Origin of the sequence: Halomonas sp. E19 (genome assembly GCF_052439355.1) — a bacterium.
Taxonomy (GTDB): Bacteria; Pseudomonadota; Gammaproteobacteria; order Pseudomonadales; family Halomonadaceae; genus Halomonas.
The window spans coordinates 2,386,177-2,403,059 of record NZ_JBNFWU010000001.1 but is presented as its reverse complement, the minus strand read 5'-3'; the positions used below and the strand labels follow the sequence as shown (position 1 = coordinate 2,403,059).

The window sequence follows — 16,883 nt, the reverse complement described above, 5'->3', positions numbered from 1 at the left end:
AACAACCCCTGCGAAGCTTGCCTCGCAGGGGTTGTTGCTTTACGTCGTCTTGTTCAGGAGTGCGCGAGCGCGGTGTTCAGTGGTCGTCCTGGGCCTGGGCAATCAACGCCTCGAGGTTGAGGATATTGACCTCGCGACCGGAGACCTCCACCAGGCCCTGCTGCTGGAAGCGCCCGAGAATGCGGCTGACCGTTTCCACGGCAAGCCCCAGATAGTTGCCGATATCGGCACGCGACATGGAGAGCCGGAAGCTGTACGGCGAGTAGCCACGCCTCCGGAAACGGTCCGACAGGCTGGAGAAGAAGCTCGCCAGGCGCTGGTCGGCGGTCTTGCGTGACAGCAGTCGCATCATGCGGCGGTCGTCGCGCAGCTCCTTGCTCATGCTGCGATAGAGCTGGCCGCGCAGCTCTGGCAGCTGCTCGGAGAGCGAGTCGAGACGGTCGAAGGGATCTCGCAGACCGTGGTGGTCTCCAGCGCGATCACGCTGCCGGGGTAGACCTCTTCATCGATACCGTCGAGGCCGACCAGTTCGCTGGGCAGGTAGAAATTGGTGACCTGGTCGTCACCCGAGCCTTCGGTGGTGATCTGCTTGAGGCTGCCGGAGCGCACCGCAAAGACGCTGTTGAAGGCATTGCCCTGCCGAAACAGCGACTCGCCTTTTTCAGCGGGGCGCGCCGCCGAATGATGGCGTCAAATTGCTCCATGTCTTCCAGCTCGAGGGCGAGCGGAAGACAGAGAGAACTCAGGCTGCAGTTCTGGCACCGGGTCTCATGCAGTAGCGAACGCCGCTTGCCGACCGCATTGGCCGCATCGACAGCCATGGCCGCCTCCTTGATGGGGATCATGGAGGCATTATGGAACATTCTGCCTTCGGGGAAAATGCCCCCTTGTCGATTAGTGCACCATTTTCCTGACAGGGTGTCGCGAGGCGCCGGAGACTACAGGATTCGTGAGTAGCGAGCGGCGGCGTGCGGCGCTAGCCGACCGTCGAAAGCCATGGCCAGGTGCCGTACCAGCAGGCGTCCCATAGGGGTGGCAACGAGGCGCCGACCGTCGAACTCGACCAGCCCATCCTGCTGGGCAATCTGAAGCCGGGCCAGGGCCTCGGCGAAATAGCGCAAGGCATCGATGCCGAAGCGTTCACCCAGTAGGCCGAGATCCAGCTGCATGTCGCACATCAGCCGTTCGATGGCATAGCGCCTGACGCGGTCGTCGAAGCTCAGGCGAATGCCGCGGGCTATGGGCAGATGGCTGGCGTCCAGCGCCGTCTCGTAGTCGTCCATGTTGGTGGCGTTCTGGGCGTAGACGTCGTCGATGCAGGAGATCGCCGACATGCCCAGCCCCACCAGGTCGCACTGGGCATGGCTCGAATAGCCCTGGAAGTTGCGCTGCAGGGTGCCCTGGCGCTGGGCGATGGCCAGGCTGTCGCTGGGTCTGGCGAAGTGGTCCATGCCGATGTGAACGTAGCCCGCCTCGGTCAGCATAGTGATGGTGGTGCGCAGGATGGCCAGCTTTTCTTCCGCGCCGGGTAGGTCTTCCTCGCGGATGCGCCGCTGAGGCGCGAAGCGATCCGGCATGTGGGCATAGTTGAAGATTGATAGCCTGGCCGGGGCCATGGCGATCACTTGCTCCAGGGTGGCGGCGAAGCTATCACGGGTCTGGAAGGGCAGGCCGTAGATCAAATCTAGGTTCAATGAGCGAAAGCCGAGGCGGTCGGCCTCGTCGAGCAGTGCCTCGGTCAGGATGCGCGGCTGCACGCGATTGACGGCGCGCTGAACGCGGGGGTCAAGATCCTGAACCCCGAGGCTGAGCCGATTGAAGCCCAGTGCCTGAATATGGCGAAGGGTGAAGACGTCGGCCTCGCGCGGGTCAATCTCGATGGCATAGTCACGGCTACGGTCGCTGGAAAGGCCGAACCGGGCATCGAGGCGGTCGATGAGGTCGCTCATCTGGTCGAGGCTGAAATAGGTAGGCGTACCGCCTCCCCAGTGCAGCTGGGCTACCTCGCGACGGGTGTCGAGGTGCGACCTGGCCAGGACCATTTCCCGGTCCAGCCGCGAGATGTAGGGCTCGACCACCCGCGTCGCCTTGCTGACGATCTTGTGGCAGGCGCAGTAGGAGCAAGTCCTGCGGCAGAACGGGATATGCACGTAGAGCGAAAGCGGTTTGCCGCCGGCATTGCTGCGTGCCAGCGCCGAAACATAGTCCGCTTCGGTGAAGCGTTCCTCGAAGGAGAGCACGGTCGGATACGAGGCATACCTCGGGCCGCTGGTGTCGTAGCGGCGCAGCAGCGCCTCGTCCCAGACGAAGGGATCGGACATCGCTCGATGCTCGGACATCGCAGGGACTGACATGTGGGCACTCCGCAGTGCGTTGGGTGTTCACATGCTAGCGGCAGGCGGCTTTAGGCGGATTGAGCTGAGTCAAGCGAAGTGAAATGTGCCGTTAAAGTCGCGTCAATGGCCGTGCGGCAGTGCGGCGAACAGTTGCCAGACGGCGAATAGGATGATGAGCAATGCCGCCAGGGTGCGCGTGGCGCGGTGGCGTATGAGTGCCCCCAGCTGGCGCGCGGCCAGGCCGGTGGCCAGCAGCGCAGGCAGGGTGCCCAGGCCAAAGGCGCCCATCAGCAGCGCGCCTTGCAACGGCTGGGCCGTGGCGAGGCTCCAGGCCAACATGGAGTAGACCAGCCCGCACGGCAGCCAGCCCCATATTGCGCCCAGCGCCAAGGCCTGGGGTACCTTGACCACGGGCATCAGGCGCCGGCTGAAGGGCTCGAGGTGACGCCACAGCCGCTTGCCCATCGCTTCGACCCTGAGCAGCCCCTTCCACCAGTCGGCGATGTAAAGTGCCATCAGGATCAGCATGATTGCAGCGAAGACCTGCATCGCCAGGCGGGTGGCGGGCGCCAGGGCGATCACGGTGCCGAGCGCGGCGACCAGCGCACCGGCCGCCATGTAGCTCAGGATTCGCCCCAGGTTATAGCCGAGCAGCAGCCCGCTCAGACGGGCAGGGCTGCGCATGCTGGGCGGCACGGCGAAAGTCAGCGCGCTCATGATGCCGCCGCACATGCCGATGCAGTGGGCCCCGCCGAGCAGGCCGAAGACGAAGGCCGCCAGCAGCGGCGGCAGGCCGAGCCCCGTCGGGTCCATCAGTGCTTCGCCGGCCCGTCGTGCTTCTCGGCCGGCTTGCGACGCTTCTCGCGCTCCTCCGCGGTCAGGTCGTTCTCGTCCTCGTCGAACAGGATGCGGTGGGCAGGGCCTTCCAGGTCCTCGAACTGATCGTTCTTCACCGCCCAGAAGAAGGCCCATACGGCCAGGCCGAGCAGAATCAGCGAGAGCGGAATAAGCAGGTACAGAATGGTCATGCATTCACCAATCGTGCGTCGGGTGTCGGCACCGGCGCCGGGCGCAGCCGGAAACGGTTGAGCCGCAGGGCATTGCCCACTACCACCAGCGAGCTGCCCGACATCCCCAGCGCAGCGACCCAGGGCGGCACGATGCCGATGGCGGCCAGGGGCAGCGCCGAGAAGTTATAGCACACTGACCAGATCATGTTCTGGCGCATGATGCGCCGGGTGGCGCGGGCGATCTCGATCGCCTCGACGATACGCAACAGGCGCGGACTCAGCAACACGGCGTCGGCGCTGGTCCGGGCGAGGTCGGTGGCGCCATTCATGGCGATCGAGACATCGGCGCCGGCCAGCACCGGGACGTCGTTGATGCCGTCGCCGATCATGGCCACTTTCTCGCCGGCCGCCTGGCACTCGCGAATGCGCGCCAGCTTGTCCTCGGGGCTGGCGCCGGCCTGCCAGGTGTCGATGCCCAGCTGCTCGGCCATGCCGCGCACGGCCTCGGCGGTATCCCCGGAGAGCAGCTCGACCTGAATGCCGCGGTTTTTTAGCTCGACAATGGTATCTACTGCGTCTTCGCGCAGTCGGTCGCGCAGGGCGAACCAGGCGCGGGCTCCCCTCTTCGCCGAGCAGTAGCCACTGGCCTTCCCCGGGCGGCGCAAGGGTGAGATCCGGCGCAACGAAGTCGGCGCGTCCCAAGCGCCAACGCTTGCCATCTATCACCCCTTCGACCCCTTGGCCGGTGCGGCTGGCTCTGTCGCTGGCATCCACCGTGGCCTGACGCCATGGGCGGAAGGCGCGGGCAATGGGGTGCTCCGAGTGCGCTTCCAGGGCGGCGGCGAGGGTGCGTGCCCGCTCGCCGGTAATGCCTTCGAAGGGGCGGGTGTCGATGAGCTGCATTTCACCGCAGGTCAGGGTGCCGGTCTTGTCGAAGATCACCCGGTCCACCTGTGACAGCGACTCGATGGCGTCGGCGCGGGTGATCAGGATGCCCCGGCGGCGCAGCTGACCGTGGCCGGCGGTTAAGGCGGTGGGGGTGGCCAGCGCCAGGGCGCAGGGGCAGGTCACCACCAGCACCGAGAGCATCACCCACAGCATGCGGCTGGGGTCGATGAACCACCAGGCGGTGGTGACACAGACGGTCACCAGCAGCAGCCGCAGCACGAACAGGTGCGACATGCGTGCGGCCAGTTGGGCCAGGCGCGGGCGGCTGGCGAAGGCGCGGTCGGTCAGGTCGACGATGCTCGCCACCCTAGCGTCCTTGCCGGCATGGGTGACGCGCACCACCAGCGGGCTTTCGATGTTCTGGCTGCCGCCGGTGATGCTGTCGCCGACGCGGCGGGTCACCGGCAGATATTCGCCGGTGAGCATTGACTCATCGAGGCTCGATTCTCCCTCCTCGATGACCCCGTCGGCGGGCACCCCATGGCCAGGCTTGATCAGCACGCGATCGCCGGCGACGAGCTCGCTGGCCGGCAGAATGCGCTCTTGACCTTCAGGCTCCAGGCGCATGGCGGAAAGCGGCAGGGCGCCGGCCATGGCGTTGCCGCTGTGGCCGCTGCGGCGCCGCGCGCGGGCTTCTACATAGCGGCCGAACAGCAGGAAGAAGGTGAACATGGCCACCGAGTCGAAGTAGACCTCACCGGTGTCGGCAAGCACCGCGTAGCCGCTGGCGAGATAGGCGCCACCGATGGCGATGGAGACCGGTACGTCCATGCCCAGCACGCGGGTGCGCAGGTCGCGTACCGCATTGCGGAAGAACGGCATGGCCGAGAAGAACACCACCGGCGTGGCCAGGGCGAACGACAGCCAATGGAACAGGGCGTAGAAGTCCTCGCTGATCTCGCCGGGGCCGGACATGTAAATGGGGATCGAGAACATCATGACCTGGGCCATGCCCACCGCCGCCACGATCAAGCGACGAATGTTCATGCGCTCCTCGAACTGCAGCCGCTGCTGGGCGGCGTCCGGCTCGTAAGGCTGGGCGCTGTAGCCGATGGCGGCCATCTCGGCGAGGATACGCGACAGCTTGAGCCGGGCCGGGTCCCAGGCTACGCGGACGCGATGGTGGCTCAGGTTGACGGCACTGGACGTCACCCCCTCGAGGGCATTGAGCCGATGCTCGATCAGCCAGGCGCAGGCGGCGCAGGTGATGCCGTCCACCGCCAAGGTGGCGTACAGCTCCCCATCGTCCCCTTCCGTATGCACGAACTGGCGCTGCAACCCCGGGTCGTCGAACACTGCCCAAGTCTCGGCCTTGACCGCCTGGCGCTCGTCGGGGCGCTCGGGCAGCTCGGTGCGAAAGCGATAATAGCTGCCAAGACCGCCGTCGACGATGGCGTGGGCCACCGCCTCGCAGCCGGGGCAGCACAGCGGGTGCGTCCTGTCGTCCAGAACGATGGTCCAGGGCGCCCCTGGCGGTACGCTGCTGCCGCAGTGATAGCAGCCGGTGTCGGCCGGCTCCATCGGGTCGACTGACTGAGTCATGGTGGGCTGGCTCAAGGCGTGGCTCGGCTCACGTGCGTGCCGGTACGCCCGGCGTCAGATCAAAGCTCGTTTCGCTGGGAAAGCTGGCTTCGCCGACCAGGCGCCACTCGGGCTGCTGCTCGCTCGGATGCAGCTGCAGGTACCAGCGGTAGCGCAGGTTGTCGGGCGCCTGGCCAAGATAGCGGCCGTCGCGTACATGCTCGAGCACCAGGTCTTGGTCGCGGTTGTCCTGGGTGGGGAAGATCAGACGCAGGTAGAGCCGCTCGGGGCGGTCGTCGCCGTCGAGCTGGACGATGATGTCACTGGTCAGCGGGTCGACGCGCAGGTCGGCCGCAAGATTGAGCTCATGGGCGCGCTGCTGCTTGGCCAGCACCATGTTGATGGCGCGGCCGTGTTCGTAGTAATCCTCCTGCACCATGCCGTCCGCTGAGCGTACGGCGAGCACGGCGAAGGTGGAGCTGACGCTGATCGACAGCATCAGCAGGCTGAGCAGGAACCAGGGCCAGAACTGCTTGTACCAGGGGAGGGAGTCGTCGTCATGGGGTCATCTCCGGGTGTCGCCGATGAAGCGAGTGTCGCGATCGATGCGGATCTGCGTGTTTTGCTGCGACGCCAGGTGCAGCTGAATCGGATGGCTGGGGAGTTCCAGCACCGCAGGGTCTGCCGTGACCTGTACGGCGAACAGGCGCGAGCTCCCGGCGGGCACGCTGAGCGTTGCGGTGTCGAGTGCCAGCCCCGGCAGGCCGCTGGCGCTCAGGTCGTATACGTGGTCGCTGTCGTCGAGGTTGCGCACGGTGAGGGTGTAGACATTGCTGATACGGCCGTCGCGGGTCATGTGGTAGAGCTGGCCACGCTCGCGCTCCACTTCGAAGCCAAGCGGCATGCGGTCGCCCAGCGCCCACACGAACAGGCCCACCATCACCACCAGAGCGGCGAAATAGCCAAGCAGGCGCGGCCGCAGGATATGGGACCGCTTTCCTTCCAGGGCGTTCTCGGTGGTATAGCGAATCAGCCCGCGCGGGTAGTTCATGCGGTCCATCACGCTGTCGCAGGCGTCGATGCAGGCCGCGCAGGTGATGCACTCGTACTGCAGCCCCTTGCGAATATCGATGCCGGTGGGGCAGACCTGCACGCAGAGGTCGCAGTCGATGCAGTCGCCGTGCCCGGCGGCGCGCGCCTGCTCGTGGGTCAGGCTTTTTTCGTGAGCCGCGGGGCTCACCGCGGGCCGCGTCGTAGGAGACGATCAAGGTGTCGGCGTCGAACATCACCGACTGGAAGCGGGCATAGGGGCACATGTAAATGCACACCTGCTCGCGTAGCCAGCCGGCGTTGAGATAGGTGAAGACAACGAAGAACCCGACCCAGAAATAGGACCAGCCGTGGGCCCGCAGGGTAGGGAGTTCGATCACGAGTTCGCGGATCGGCGTAAAATAACCGACGAAAGTTACCCCGGTGGCCAGGGCGATGGCCAGCCACACGGCATGCTTGGCGCTCTTGCGCCAGGCCTTATCGAAGCTCATCGGCTCGCGGTCGAGCTTGATACGGCGATTGCGCGAGCCTTCCAGGCGGTGCTCCACCCAGATATAGAGATAGGTCCAGACGCTTTGCGGACACGTATAGCCGCACCAGACGCGGCCGGCAAAGACGGTGATGAAGAACAGTCCGAAGGCGCAGATGATCAGCAGCCAGGAGAGCAGAATGAACTCCTGGGGATAGAAGGTGGCGGCAAAGATATGAAACTCACGCCCCGGCAGGTCGAACCAGATCATCGGCCGATCGCCCCAGGTGAGCCAGGGCAGGGCGAAGAAGGCCAGCATCAGGGCCCAGTTCGCAACACGCCGCACCCGCTGAAACAGTCCCTTGATTTCACGCACGTAGATGTGCTGCCGCTTGGCATACATCTCCTGCTGGACGGTGCCAGGCGTCGCTGGCTGAACCGCCGGTTCCGGGGTCACGTCTTGCGTTGGGATTTTCTGGCTCATGTCGGACTCGCGGCGGGGTTGAGGGGCCCGCAGAAGGAGGGCAATGAAGAGGCTTCATTGTACCGAGCGCCCTGACTTAAACGGCTGGCCTGCGACAGGAGGTCGCAGGCCAGCCATGCCTGGCGTCGATTAATCGCGGAAACGCAGACTGTAGACGTAGGCGGCGACCAGATGGACGCGTTCCTCACCGATATAGGCAGCCTGAGCCGGCATGTGGCCGTTACGCCCGTTGCGCAGCGTCTGGCGCACGGAGTCGGCCACGCTCTGACCAGGGCCTGATACAGCCAGATATCGTTGGTCAGGTTGGGTGCGCCCAGCGCCTGGTTGCCGGTGCCGCTGGGGCCGTGGCAGGCCGCACACACCGAGGCGAAGACCGCGGCGCCCACTTCGGCCCGCTCGGCATCGTGCTCGAGGCCCGACAGCGCGAGCACGTGCTGGGTCACGTTCTCGATGTTGTTCTCGCCCAAGGTCTGGAACGAAGGCATGAGGCCGTTGCGGCCACGCACCAGCGTGGTCATGAGCTGTTCGGGCTCACCGCCGTAGAGCCAGTCGTCGTTGGTCAGGTTGGGGAAGCCGTAGCCGCCCTGGGCGTTGGCGCCGTGACAGACCGCGCAGTTGTTCTGGTAGATTCGCTCGGCGACCTGCATGGCCTCGGCGTCCCGCGCCAGCTCGGGGATGGGGATCTCCTGGAAGCGGGAGAAGATCGGGGTGAAACGCTCTTCGGCGCGCGCTACCTCGCGCTCCCACTGGCCTTCCTGGCTCCAGCCCAGTAGCCCGGTGAAGTTGCCCAGGCCCGGATAGAGCAGCAGGTAGCCCAGCGAGAACACCACGGTGGCCACGTAGAGTTGGAACCACCAGCGCGGCAGAGGGTTGTCGTACTCCTCGATCTCGTCGGCCGCGTGCCCGGTGGTTTCCACGTTGCCATCGGCATCCGGCACCTTGTCGGTCTTGCGGTTGGCGTAGAGGATCCAGAAGGCGAAGGCGATGGAGCCCAGCGTCAGAATGATGATCCAGGCACTCCAGAACCCGGAAAGGGAGTCATCCCAGAAGTTGCTCATGTGTTCTTGTCTCCCCTGTCTTTTCGGGAATCTGCGTCGCCTTCTTGACCACTCTGCGAGTACGGCTGCGAGGCGCTGCTGTCACGGTTGAGTTGCTCATCGTCTTCGGCGAAGGGCAGTTGGGCTGCCTCTTCGAAATCCGGCTTGCGCCGCCGGGAGTAGGCCCACCAGGTAATGCCCAGGAAAGCCACGATCAGCAAAAAGGTAATGATGCCGCGAAACGTCCCGGTATCCATGTCAGCGCGTGCCCTCGAGCACGGTGCCCAGCTGCTGGAGGTAGGCGACCAGCGCGGTGATCTCCTGCTGTCCGCGCACGTCGCGCGTGGCGTTGGCGATGTCCTCGTCGGTGTAGAGCACGCCCAGCCGGCGCAGGGCTTCCATCTTGCGCGGCGTGTCGCGGCCGTCGAGGGTGCGCTCGAACAGCCACGGATAGGAGGGCATGATCGAGGTGGGCACCACGTCGCGCGGGTTGTACATGTGGGCACGGTGCCAGTCGTCGCTGTAGCGGCCGCCAACGCGCGCCAGGTCCGGGCCGGTGCGCTTGGAGCCCCACAGGAAGTTGTGCTCGTAGATGAATTCGCCGGCCACGCTGTAATGACCGTAGCGCTCGGTCTCGGCGCGGAACGGGCGGATCATCTGCGAGTGGCAGCCGACGCAGCCTTCGCGACGGTAGATGTCGCGGCCTTCGAGCTCCAGGGCGGAGAGCGGGCGCAGCCCGTCGACCGGCTCTGTGGTCTGCTTCTGGAAGAATAGCGGCACGATCTCGGCCAGGCCGCCGAAGCTGATCACCACCAGTATCAGCACGGCAAGCAGGCCAACGTTCTTTTCGACAATCTCGTGTTTCATGGGTGACGTTTTCCCTGTTTGCTCAGGCGGTCTGTGCCAGCGGCTGGCGCTCGGCGGCTTCGCTGCGCTTGATGGTCATGAAGACGTTGTACGCCATGATCAGCATGCCGACGATCCAGAACAGGCCGCCGATGAGGCGTACGACATAGCCCGGACCGCTGGCCTCGACCGACTCGATGAAGGTGTACATCAGCGTGCCGTCGGGGTTGATGGCGCGCCACATCAGGCCCTGCAGGATGCCGTTGACCCACATGGAGGCGATGTAGAGCACGGTGCCGATGGTGGCCAGCCAGAAGTGCACGGCGATGAGCCCGACTGAATGCATCTCGGTGCGGCCGAACAGGCGCGGAATCAGGTGATACATGGAGCCGATGGTGATCATCGCCACCCAGCCCAGGGCGCCGGCGTGGACGTGACCGATGGTCCAGTCGGTGTAGTGGGAGAGGGCGTTGACGGTCTTCACCGCCATCATCGGGCCTTCGAAGGTCGACATGCCGTAGAAGGAGAGGGCGACGACCAGGAAACGCAGGGTCGGGTCGGTGCGCAGCTTATGCCAGGCGCCGGACAGGGTCATCATGCCGTTGATCATGCCGCCCCAGGAGGGCGCCAGCAGGATGATCGACATGACCATGCCCAGCGACTGCGCCCAGTCGGGCAGCGCGGTGTAGTGCAGGTGGTGCGGGCCGGCCCACATGTAGATCATGATCAGGGCCCAGAAATGCACGATCGACAGGCGATAGGAGTAGATCGGGCGCTCGGCCTGCTTGGGCACGAAGTAGTACATCATGCCGAGGAAGCCGGCAGTCAGGAAGAAGCCCACCGCGTTGTGGCCGTACCACCACTGCACCATGGCATCGATGGTGCCGGCGTAGATGGAGGTGGAGTACATGAAGGTGACCGGGATCGCCGCGTTGTTGACGATGTGCAGCACCGCCACGGTGAGGATGAAGGCGGCGAAGAACCAGTTGGCCACGTAGATGTGGGAGGTCCTGCGCTGCTTGATGGTCATCAGGAAGACAACGGCATAGCTGACCCATACCACGGCGATCAGGATGTTGATCGGCCACTCCAGCTCGGCGTACTCCTTGGTGGTGGTGTAGCCCAGCGGCAGGGTGATGACCGCCGACACGATGACGGCTTGCCAACCCCAGAAGGTGAAGGCCGCCAGCTTGTCGGAGAACAGCCGGGTCTGGCAGGTGCGCTGCACCACGTAATAGGAAGTCGCCATCAGGGCGGAGCCGCCGAAGGCGAAGATGACGGCGTTGGTGTGCAAAGGCCGCAGGCGGCCGAAGCTCGTCCAAGGCAGATCGAGGTTGAGTTGCGGCCAAACCAGCTGTGCGGCAAGGATGACACCGAGGAGCATGCCCACGATGCCCCACACCACTGTCATGATCGCAAACTGCCGAACTACTTTGTAATTGTAGGTCGGGTGCTCTAATGCTGTGCTCATGTCAGGTTCCCATCGAACGCGTAACGAGAGCCAGCATGGCGGGCTGCCATGGCTGACGCTCCCGGTTGGGTGATGCAGGTCGAAAAATCAGAGCGATTCTATCGCAGCCGCAGCAAAGACTGAAACACGCCCAATGGCGAAACTCGTATAGGAATTTGACGATTGTCGAACTTTGCACGAGTTGAGCCTGGTGCGTGAAGGCTTGGGCGGCTTGGTGATCGAGTGGTCACGGGGCTCTGGCAATAGGCGGTGCGAGGCAGCATGGTAGAAGAATTCTGCCGGGGGTGCGACATTCTGCCGCACCTGGGCGGAGGTACCTCGTCGCAAAGGACGCCTGGCGGGCGCGCAAGCGGGACCTGGCGGCGGCGTCGCCAGGCGGAGAAAATCGGCCTTCGGCAAATCGAATCGGCGCGACAACTGAGATCAGGTTTGGCAAGTGCCAACCGGTGGTCGTTGCGAGCGGGTGTCGTGGGTGCGGCGTCGGCTGAGCGGTCGGCTCTGCCTTGAAAACGCTGAATTCGCAGGGCTGGTTTCGAAGGGCGTTGACAACGTACGGAATCTCTGTAGAATTCAGCGCCACGTGACTAGGGGTGGTTAGCTCAGCTGGGAGAGCACCAGCCTTACAAGCTGGGGGTCACAGGTTCGAACCCTGTACCACCCACCATCGCCTCGGCGATCCCGATCACGTAGGAAGCACGCAGCGGACCGGTAGTTCAGTCGGTTAGAATGCCGGCCTGTCACGCCGGAGGTCGCGGGTTCGAGTCCCGTCCGGTCCGCCAATGTTTCCACCGCTAGTGTCATCGATTGTGGACCGGTAGTTCAGTCGGTTAGAATGCCGGCCTGTCACGCCGGAGGTCGCGGGTTCGAGTCCCGTCCGGTCCGCCACGATGGCATGACGGCAAAAGGTTAGTGGTAGTAAAAAGGCTAGTTGAAGTAATCGCATAGCCTGCAAAAAATTGTGCTAGCAAAACTAGCAGTAAGTCGTTGCGTTATCCGTGGGTGATTAGCTCAGTTGGTTAGAGCACCAGCCTCACATGCTGGGGGTCACTGGTTCGAATCCGGTATCACCCACCACGCGGACCGGTAGTTCAGTCGGTTAGAATGCCGGCCTGTCACGCCGGAGGTCGCGGGTTCGAGTCCCGTCCGGTCCGCCATCGAATTCCGAGACCCTGAGCCTATGCTCGGGGTCTTCTCGTTTTTGTCTATACTCCTTGCTCTGCCGGTTCCGTGACCGGGCCTGCCTGAGCGCGTGCCTCCAGGACGCGCCGAGCCAGCGTGGCCTGCAATACCCGTCGCTCTCGCCAAATCGCGCTTTTCCTTTGCGCCCGCCGCCTGGCTATCATACAGTTGTTTGAAAATAACCGTGACTCGACCCAAGAAGGAGTTCGGCGTGCGCTATCCTCATCTTTTCCGTCCGCTCGAGGTGGGCCACCTGACGCTGCCCAACCGTGTGCTGATGGGCTCCATGCATACCAACCTTGAAGAAACGCGAGGCGGCTTCGAGCGGCTTGCCGCCTTCTATGCCGAACGTGCCCGTGCCGGCGTCGGCCTGATCGTCACCGGGGGTATCGCGCCCAATCCGGAAGGGGCGGTATTCCAAGGGGCGGCCACGCTGGAGCGCGCCGAGCAGGTGGAAGACCACCGCCAGGTGGTCGAGGCGGTGCATGCCGAAGGTGGCCGGCTGTGCATGCAGATTCTCCACGCGGGGCGCTATGCGTATTCGCCCGAACTGGTGGCACCGTCGCCGATCCAGGCCCCGATCAATCCCTTTGCGCCGCGTGAGCTCAGCGACGAGGAAGTGGAAGGGCAGATTGCCGACTACGTGCGCTGCGCTTCTCTGGCGCGCGAGGCGGGTTACGACGGCGTCGAGGTGATGGGTTCCGAAGGTTACCTGATCAACCAGTTTCTGTGTCGGCGCACCAATCAGCGCGAGGATCGCTGGGGTGGGCCTTTCGAGCAGCGCATGCGCTTCGCCGTCGAGATCGTGTCGCGAATTCGCCAGGCGGTGGGCGACGACTTCCTGATCATCTTCCGTCTGTCGATGATCGACCTGGTCGAAGAGAGCAGCACCTGGGAGGAAGTGGTGACGCTCGGGCGTGCCGTCGAGGCGGCCGGCGCCAGCCTGATCAATACCGGCATCGGCTGGCACGAGGCGCGGGTGCCGACCATCGTCACCAGCGTGCCGCGGGCGGCCTTCACCGAGGTCACCCGGCGCATGAAGGCCGAGCTCTCGATCCCGCTGATCACCACCAACCGCATCAACATGCCGGAGGTGGCCGAGCGGGTGCTGTCCGAGGGGCATGCCGACATGGTCTCAATGGCGCGCCCGTTCCTCGCCGACCCGGCGTGGGTGGCTAAGGCGGCTGAGGGGCGCGACGACGAGATCAATACCTGCATCGCCTGCAACCAGGCGTGCCTGGACCACACCTTCCAGGGCAAGCTCACTTCGTGCCTGGTCAACCCCCAGGCCTGCCACGAGACCGAGCTGGTGATCGAGCCGGCCGAGACGCCGCGAGATGTCGCCGTGGTGGGCGGTGGGCCGGCGGGGATGGCGGCGGCGCTCACCGCGGCACGGCGTGGACACCGGGTGGTGCTGTTCGAACGCACCGCTGAGCTGGGTGGGCAGTTCAACCTCGCCCGCAAGATTCCCGGCAAGGAGGAGTTCGACGAGACGCTGCGCTACTTCAAGGTAATGCTCGACAAGCACGGCGTCTCGATCCGGCTGCGTACCGAGCCCGACGTGCAGCGGCTGCTCGAATTCGATGCGGTCATCCTGGCCTCGGGGGTGCGCCCGCGGCGGCTGGAGCTGCCGGGCATCGACCATCCCAAGGTCATGAGCTATCCGGCGGCCATCCTCCACCCCGAGCGCGTGGGGCGTCGGGTGGCGGTGATCGGTGCCGGTGGCATCGGCTTCGATGTGGCCGAGCTTCTGACCCATATCGGTCATCCGGCCCTGGATACTGCCGCATGGTGTGCCGAGTGGGGGTCGACCTCAGCGTATCCGGGCGCGGTGGCCTGGCGCCTCCCAGCAAGCCTGAAACGCCGCGTGAGGTGGTGCTGCTGCAGCGCAAGCACTCCAAGCCCGGCAAGGGGTTGGGCAAGACCACGGGCTGGGTGCACCGGGCGTCGTTGAAGCACCGCGGCGTGGAGACCCTGGCTGGCTGCGAGTATCTCGCGATCGACGATGAGGGGCTGCATATCCGCCACCAGGAGCAACAGCGGCTGCTCGAGGTGGACACCGTGGTGGTTTGTGCCGGGCAGGAGCCGGTGCGCGAACTGCTCGAGCCGCTGCAGGCAGCCGGCGTGGCCGTGCATTTGATCGGTGGTGCCGATGAGGCCGCGGAGCTGGATGCCAAGCGTGCCATCGACCAAGGCACGCGCGTGGCGGCGGGGCTGTAGCGACAAACGTTGACAGCAGTTTGTGCCGTATCGGCTACGCTGGCGATAATCCTCTGCGTGACTTCCTTCTCGCTGTGAAGCTTCCGCTGCGACCCGCCTTCCGGCGGGTCGCATTGTTTTTCCGTCTGTAGGGTGCACATGCACGGCGCGGCGTGTCGTCTACGGTTTTCCAGTCCGGCAGCCCGGTTTTTTTACCAGCGTCCTTTCAGCGTTTAAACCCTGAATGCGCGCAAGCGAACCCTCTCCCTGATCGGTACTCTCAAGTGGTGACTGCCCCCTGCGTTGAGAATTTGTCCCCATGTCGCCCGGAAGCTGTCTAGTCTGATGGGTAACTCATGACGACTAACCGGCTAACGGATCGTCGTCGGGGTGGGCAAACAGGAGGTTTCGATGAGCATCTTTGATCATGTGCAGAACCGCTTTACTCAGGTCCAGCAGGAAGAGATGAGCCTGCAGGAGTATCTGGAACTGTGTCGTGAGGACCCCATGGCCTACGCCAGTGCTGCCGAGCGCATGCTCAAGGCCATCGGCGAGCCGGAAGTGATCGACACCGCCAGAGATTCGCGGCTCTCCAGGATCTTTTCCAACAAGGTGATCCGCCGCTATCCGGCTTTTTCCGAGTTCTACGGCATGGAGGAGGCGATCGAACAGATCGTGGCCTACTTCCGTCATGCCGCCCAGGGCCTGGAGGAGCGCAAGCAGATCCTGTATCTGCTGGGGCCGGTGGGGGCGGCAAGTCATCGCTGGCCGAGCGGCTCAAGCTGCTGATGGAACGGATTCCCTTCTATGCCATCAAGGGTTCGCCGGTCTACGAGTCGCCGCTCGGGCTGTTCTCTCCGGAAGAGGATGGCGAGCTGCTGGAGAAGGAGTATGGCATTCCCCGCCGCTACGTGAAGAGCATCATGTCGCCCTGGGCGGCCAAGCGGCTCAAGGAGTACGGGGGGACATCACGCAGTTCAAGGTGGTGCGCCTGTACCCGTCGCGGCTCAACCAGGTGGCGATCTCCAAGACCGAGCCGGGCGACGAGAACAACCAGGACATCTCCTCGCTGGTGGGCAAGGTCGACATTCGCCAGCTCGAGCTCTACTCCCAGGACGATCCGGATGCCTACAGCTTCTCCGGCGGCCTGTGTAAGGCCAACCAGGGCCTGATGGAGTTCATCGAGATGTTCAAGGCGCCGATCAAGGTGCTCCACCCCTGCTCACCGCCACCCAGGAGGGCAACTACAACCCCACCGAGGGCATGGGGGCGATCCCCTTCGACGGCGTCGTGCTGGCCCACTCCAACGAGAGCGAGTGGCAGGCGTTTCGCAACAACCGCAACAACGAGGCCTTCCTCGACCGCGTCTACATCGTCAAGGTGCCCTACTGCCTGCGCGTGACCGAAGAGATCAAGATCTACCAGAAACTGCTCGAGCACTCTTCGCTCGACCAGGCGCCCTGTGCGCCCGATACCCTGCGCATGCTGGCGCAGTTTTCGGTGCTCTCGCGGCTCAAGGAGACGGAGAACTCCAGCATCTACTCCAAGATGCGCGTCTACGACGGCGAGAACCTCAAGGACACCGACCCCAAGGCCAAATCGATCCAGGAGTACCGCGACGCCGCAGGAGTCGACGAAGGGATGGACGGGCTCTCGACCCGCTTTGCCTTCAAGATCCTGTCGAAGGTATTCAACTTCGACAATCACGAGATCGCCGCCAACCCGGTGCACCTGCTGTATGTGTTGGAGCAGCGCCTGGAGCAGGAGCAGTTGCCCAAGGATACCTTCGATCGCTACCTGCGTTTCATCAAGGAGTTCCTGGCACCGCGCTACGTCGACTTCATCGGCAAGGAGATCCAGACCGCCTACCTGGAGTCCTACTCCGAGTACGGCCAGAACATCTTCGACCGCTACGTCACCTACGCCGACTTCTGGATTCAGGATCAGGAGTACCGCGATCCGGAAACCGGCGAGCTGTTCAACCGTCAGTCGCTCAATGAGGAGCTGGAGAAGATCGAGAAGCCGGCCGGGATCTCCAACCCCAAGGACTTCCGCCACGAGGTGGTCAACTTCGTGCTGCGGGCGCGTGCCCAGAACAACGGCATGAACCCGAGCTGGCAGTCCTACGAGAAGCTGCGCGGCGTGATCGAGCACAAGATGTTCGCCAATACCGAGGAGCTGCTGCCGGTCATCTCCTTCAACGCCAAGGCCTCGGCCGCCGACCAGAAGAAGCACGAGGACTTCGTGGCCAGGATGAAGGATCGGGGCTACACCGAGAAGCAGGTGCGGCTGCTTTCCGAGTGGTACCTGCGGGTGCGCAAGTCGCAGTAACC

At 64.2% G+C, this 16,883-nt stretch carries 6 protein-coding genes, 5 tRNA genes and 7 pseudogenes; 7 read left to right on the top strand and 11 right to left on the bottom strand.

Going from position 1 to position 16,883, the window contains the following annotated elements; all coding sequences use genetic code 11:
* Positions 1-76 precede the first annotated feature (76 nt).
* The 11 genes and pseudogenes from fnr to ccoN all read right to left on the bottom strand — a co-directional run bounded on the left by fnr (position 77) and on the right by ccoN (position 11,172).
* Positions 77-821 (bottom strand): annotated as a pseudogene (gene fnr, locus ACUDAL_RS12630) (fumarate/nitrate reduction transcriptional regulator Fnr).
* A 117-nt stretch (positions 822-938) separates the two neighbouring features.
* Positions 939-2,354 carry an oxygen-independent coproporphyrinogen III oxidase gene (gene hemN / locus ACUDAL_RS12625; RefSeq protein ID WP_444678363.1) on the bottom strand — a complete coding sequence of 472 codons (1,416 nt, stop codon included), beginning with the start codon at positions 2,352-2,354 and terminating at the stop codon, positions 939-941.
* A 102-nt stretch (positions 2,355-2,456) separates the two neighbouring features.
* Positions 2,457-3,149, bottom strand: coding sequence for a sulfite exporter TauE/SafE family protein (locus ACUDAL_RS12620; RefSeq protein ID WP_444678362.1), 693 nt, complete (start codon positions 3,147-3,149; stop codon positions 2,457-2,459).
* On the bottom strand, positions 3,149-3,364 hold the full coding sequence (gene ccoS, locus ACUDAL_RS12615; protein WP_444678361.1) for a cbb3-type cytochrome oxidase assembly protein CcoS: 216 nt from the start codon (positions 3,362-3,364) through the stop codon (positions 3,149-3,151). Before ccoS ends, ACUDAL_RS12620 begins: the two co-directional genes overlap by 1 nt.
* Positions 3,361-5,836: pseudogene (locus tag ACUDAL_RS12610) on the bottom strand (heavy metal translocating P-type ATPase). Before ACUDAL_RS12610 ends, ccoS begins: the two are co-directional and overlap by 4 nt.
* 28 nt (positions 5,837-5,864) lie before the next feature.
* Positions 5,865-6,359 (bottom strand): annotated as a pseudogene (locus ACUDAL_RS12605) (FixH family protein); the annotation flags it as partial.
* Between the two features lie 21 nt (positions 6,360-6,380).
* Positions 6,381-7,818, bottom strand: a pseudogene (gene ccoG, locus ACUDAL_RS12600) (cytochrome c oxidase accessory protein CcoG).
* Between the two features lie 129 nt (positions 7,819-7,947).
* Positions 7,948-8,876 (bottom strand): annotated as a pseudogene (gene ccoP, locus ACUDAL_RS12595) (cytochrome-c oxidase, cbb3-type subunit III).
* Entirely contained in the window at positions 8,873-9,112 is a 240-nt protein-coding gene (locus tag ACUDAL_RS12590) for a cbb3-type cytochrome oxidase subunit 3 (protein WP_444678360.1), read from the bottom strand. Before ACUDAL_RS12590 ends, ccoP begins: the two are co-directional and overlap by 4 nt.
* Position 9,113: 1 nt before the next feature.
* Entirely contained in the window at positions 9,114-9,722 is a 609-nt protein-coding gene (gene ccoO / locus ACUDAL_RS12585) for a cytochrome-c oxidase, cbb3-type subunit II (protein ID WP_444678359.1), read from the bottom strand.
* A gap of 22 nt (positions 9,723-9,744) precedes the next feature.
* Positions 9,745-11,172 carry a cytochrome-c oxidase, cbb3-type subunit I gene (ccoN, locus tag ACUDAL_RS12580; protein WP_444678358.1) on the bottom strand — a complete coding sequence of 476 codons (1,428 nt, stop codon included), beginning with the start codon at positions 11,170-11,172 and terminating at the stop codon, positions 9,745-9,747.
* A 588-nt stretch (positions 11,173-11,760) separates the two neighbouring features.
* Here ccoN and ACUDAL_RS12575 point away from each other — a divergent pair.
* The 7 genes and pseudogenes from ACUDAL_RS12575 to ACUDAL_RS12545 all read left to right on the top strand — a co-directional run bounded on the left by ACUDAL_RS12575 (position 11,761) and on the right by ACUDAL_RS12545 (position 16,881).
* Positions 11,761-11,836 (top strand) — tRNA-Val (locus ACUDAL_RS12575).
* A gap of 38 nt (positions 11,837-11,874) precedes the next feature.
* A tRNA-Asp gene (locus ACUDAL_RS12570) sits at positions 11,875-11,951 on the top strand.
* A gap of 29 nt (positions 11,952-11,980) precedes the next feature.
* Positions 11,981-12,057, top strand: a tRNA-Asp gene (locus ACUDAL_RS12565).
* Positions 12,058-12,169: 112 nt separating this feature from the next.
* Positions 12,170-12,246: transfer RNA gene (locus tag ACUDAL_RS12560), tRNA-Val, on the top strand.
* A gap of 3 nt (positions 12,247-12,249) precedes the next feature.
* Positions 12,250-12,326, top strand: a tRNA-Asp gene (locus tag ACUDAL_RS12555).
* A gap of 302 nt (positions 12,327-12,628) precedes the next feature.
* Positions 12,629-14,571 (top strand): annotated as a pseudogene (locus tag ACUDAL_RS12550) (FAD-dependent oxidoreductase).
* A 390-nt stretch (positions 14,572-14,961) separates the two neighbouring features.
* Positions 14,962-16,881: pseudogene (locus ACUDAL_RS12545) on the top strand (PrkA family serine protein kinase).
* Positions 16,882-16,883 lie beyond the last annotated feature (2 nt).

Bases quoted from the DNA above. Each gene is read 5' to 3' on its own strand.
- ccoS (WP_444678361.1), bottom strand. From the start codon at position 3,364: ATGACCATTCTGTACCTGCTTATTCCGCTCTCGCTGATTCTGCTCGGC.
- ccoO (WP_444678359.1), bottom strand. From the start codon at position 9,722: ATGAAACACGAGATTGTCGAAAAGAACGTTGGCCTGCTTGCCGTGCTG.
- ccoN (WP_444678358.1), bottom strand. From the start codon at position 11,172: ATGAGCACAGCATTAGAGCACCCGACCTACAATTACAAAGTAGTTCGG.
- hemN (WP_444678363.1), bottom strand. From the start codon at position 2,354: ATGTCAGTCCCTGCGATGTCCGAGCATCGAGCGATGTCCGATCCCTTC.
- ACUDAL_RS12620 (WP_444678362.1), bottom strand. From the start codon at position 3,149: ATGGACCCGACGGGGCTCGGCCTGCCGCCGCTGCTGGCGGCCTTCGTC.
- ACUDAL_RS12590 (WP_444678360.1), bottom strand. From the start codon at position 9,112: ATGGATACCGGGACGTTTCGCGGCATCATTACCTTTTTGCTGATCGTG.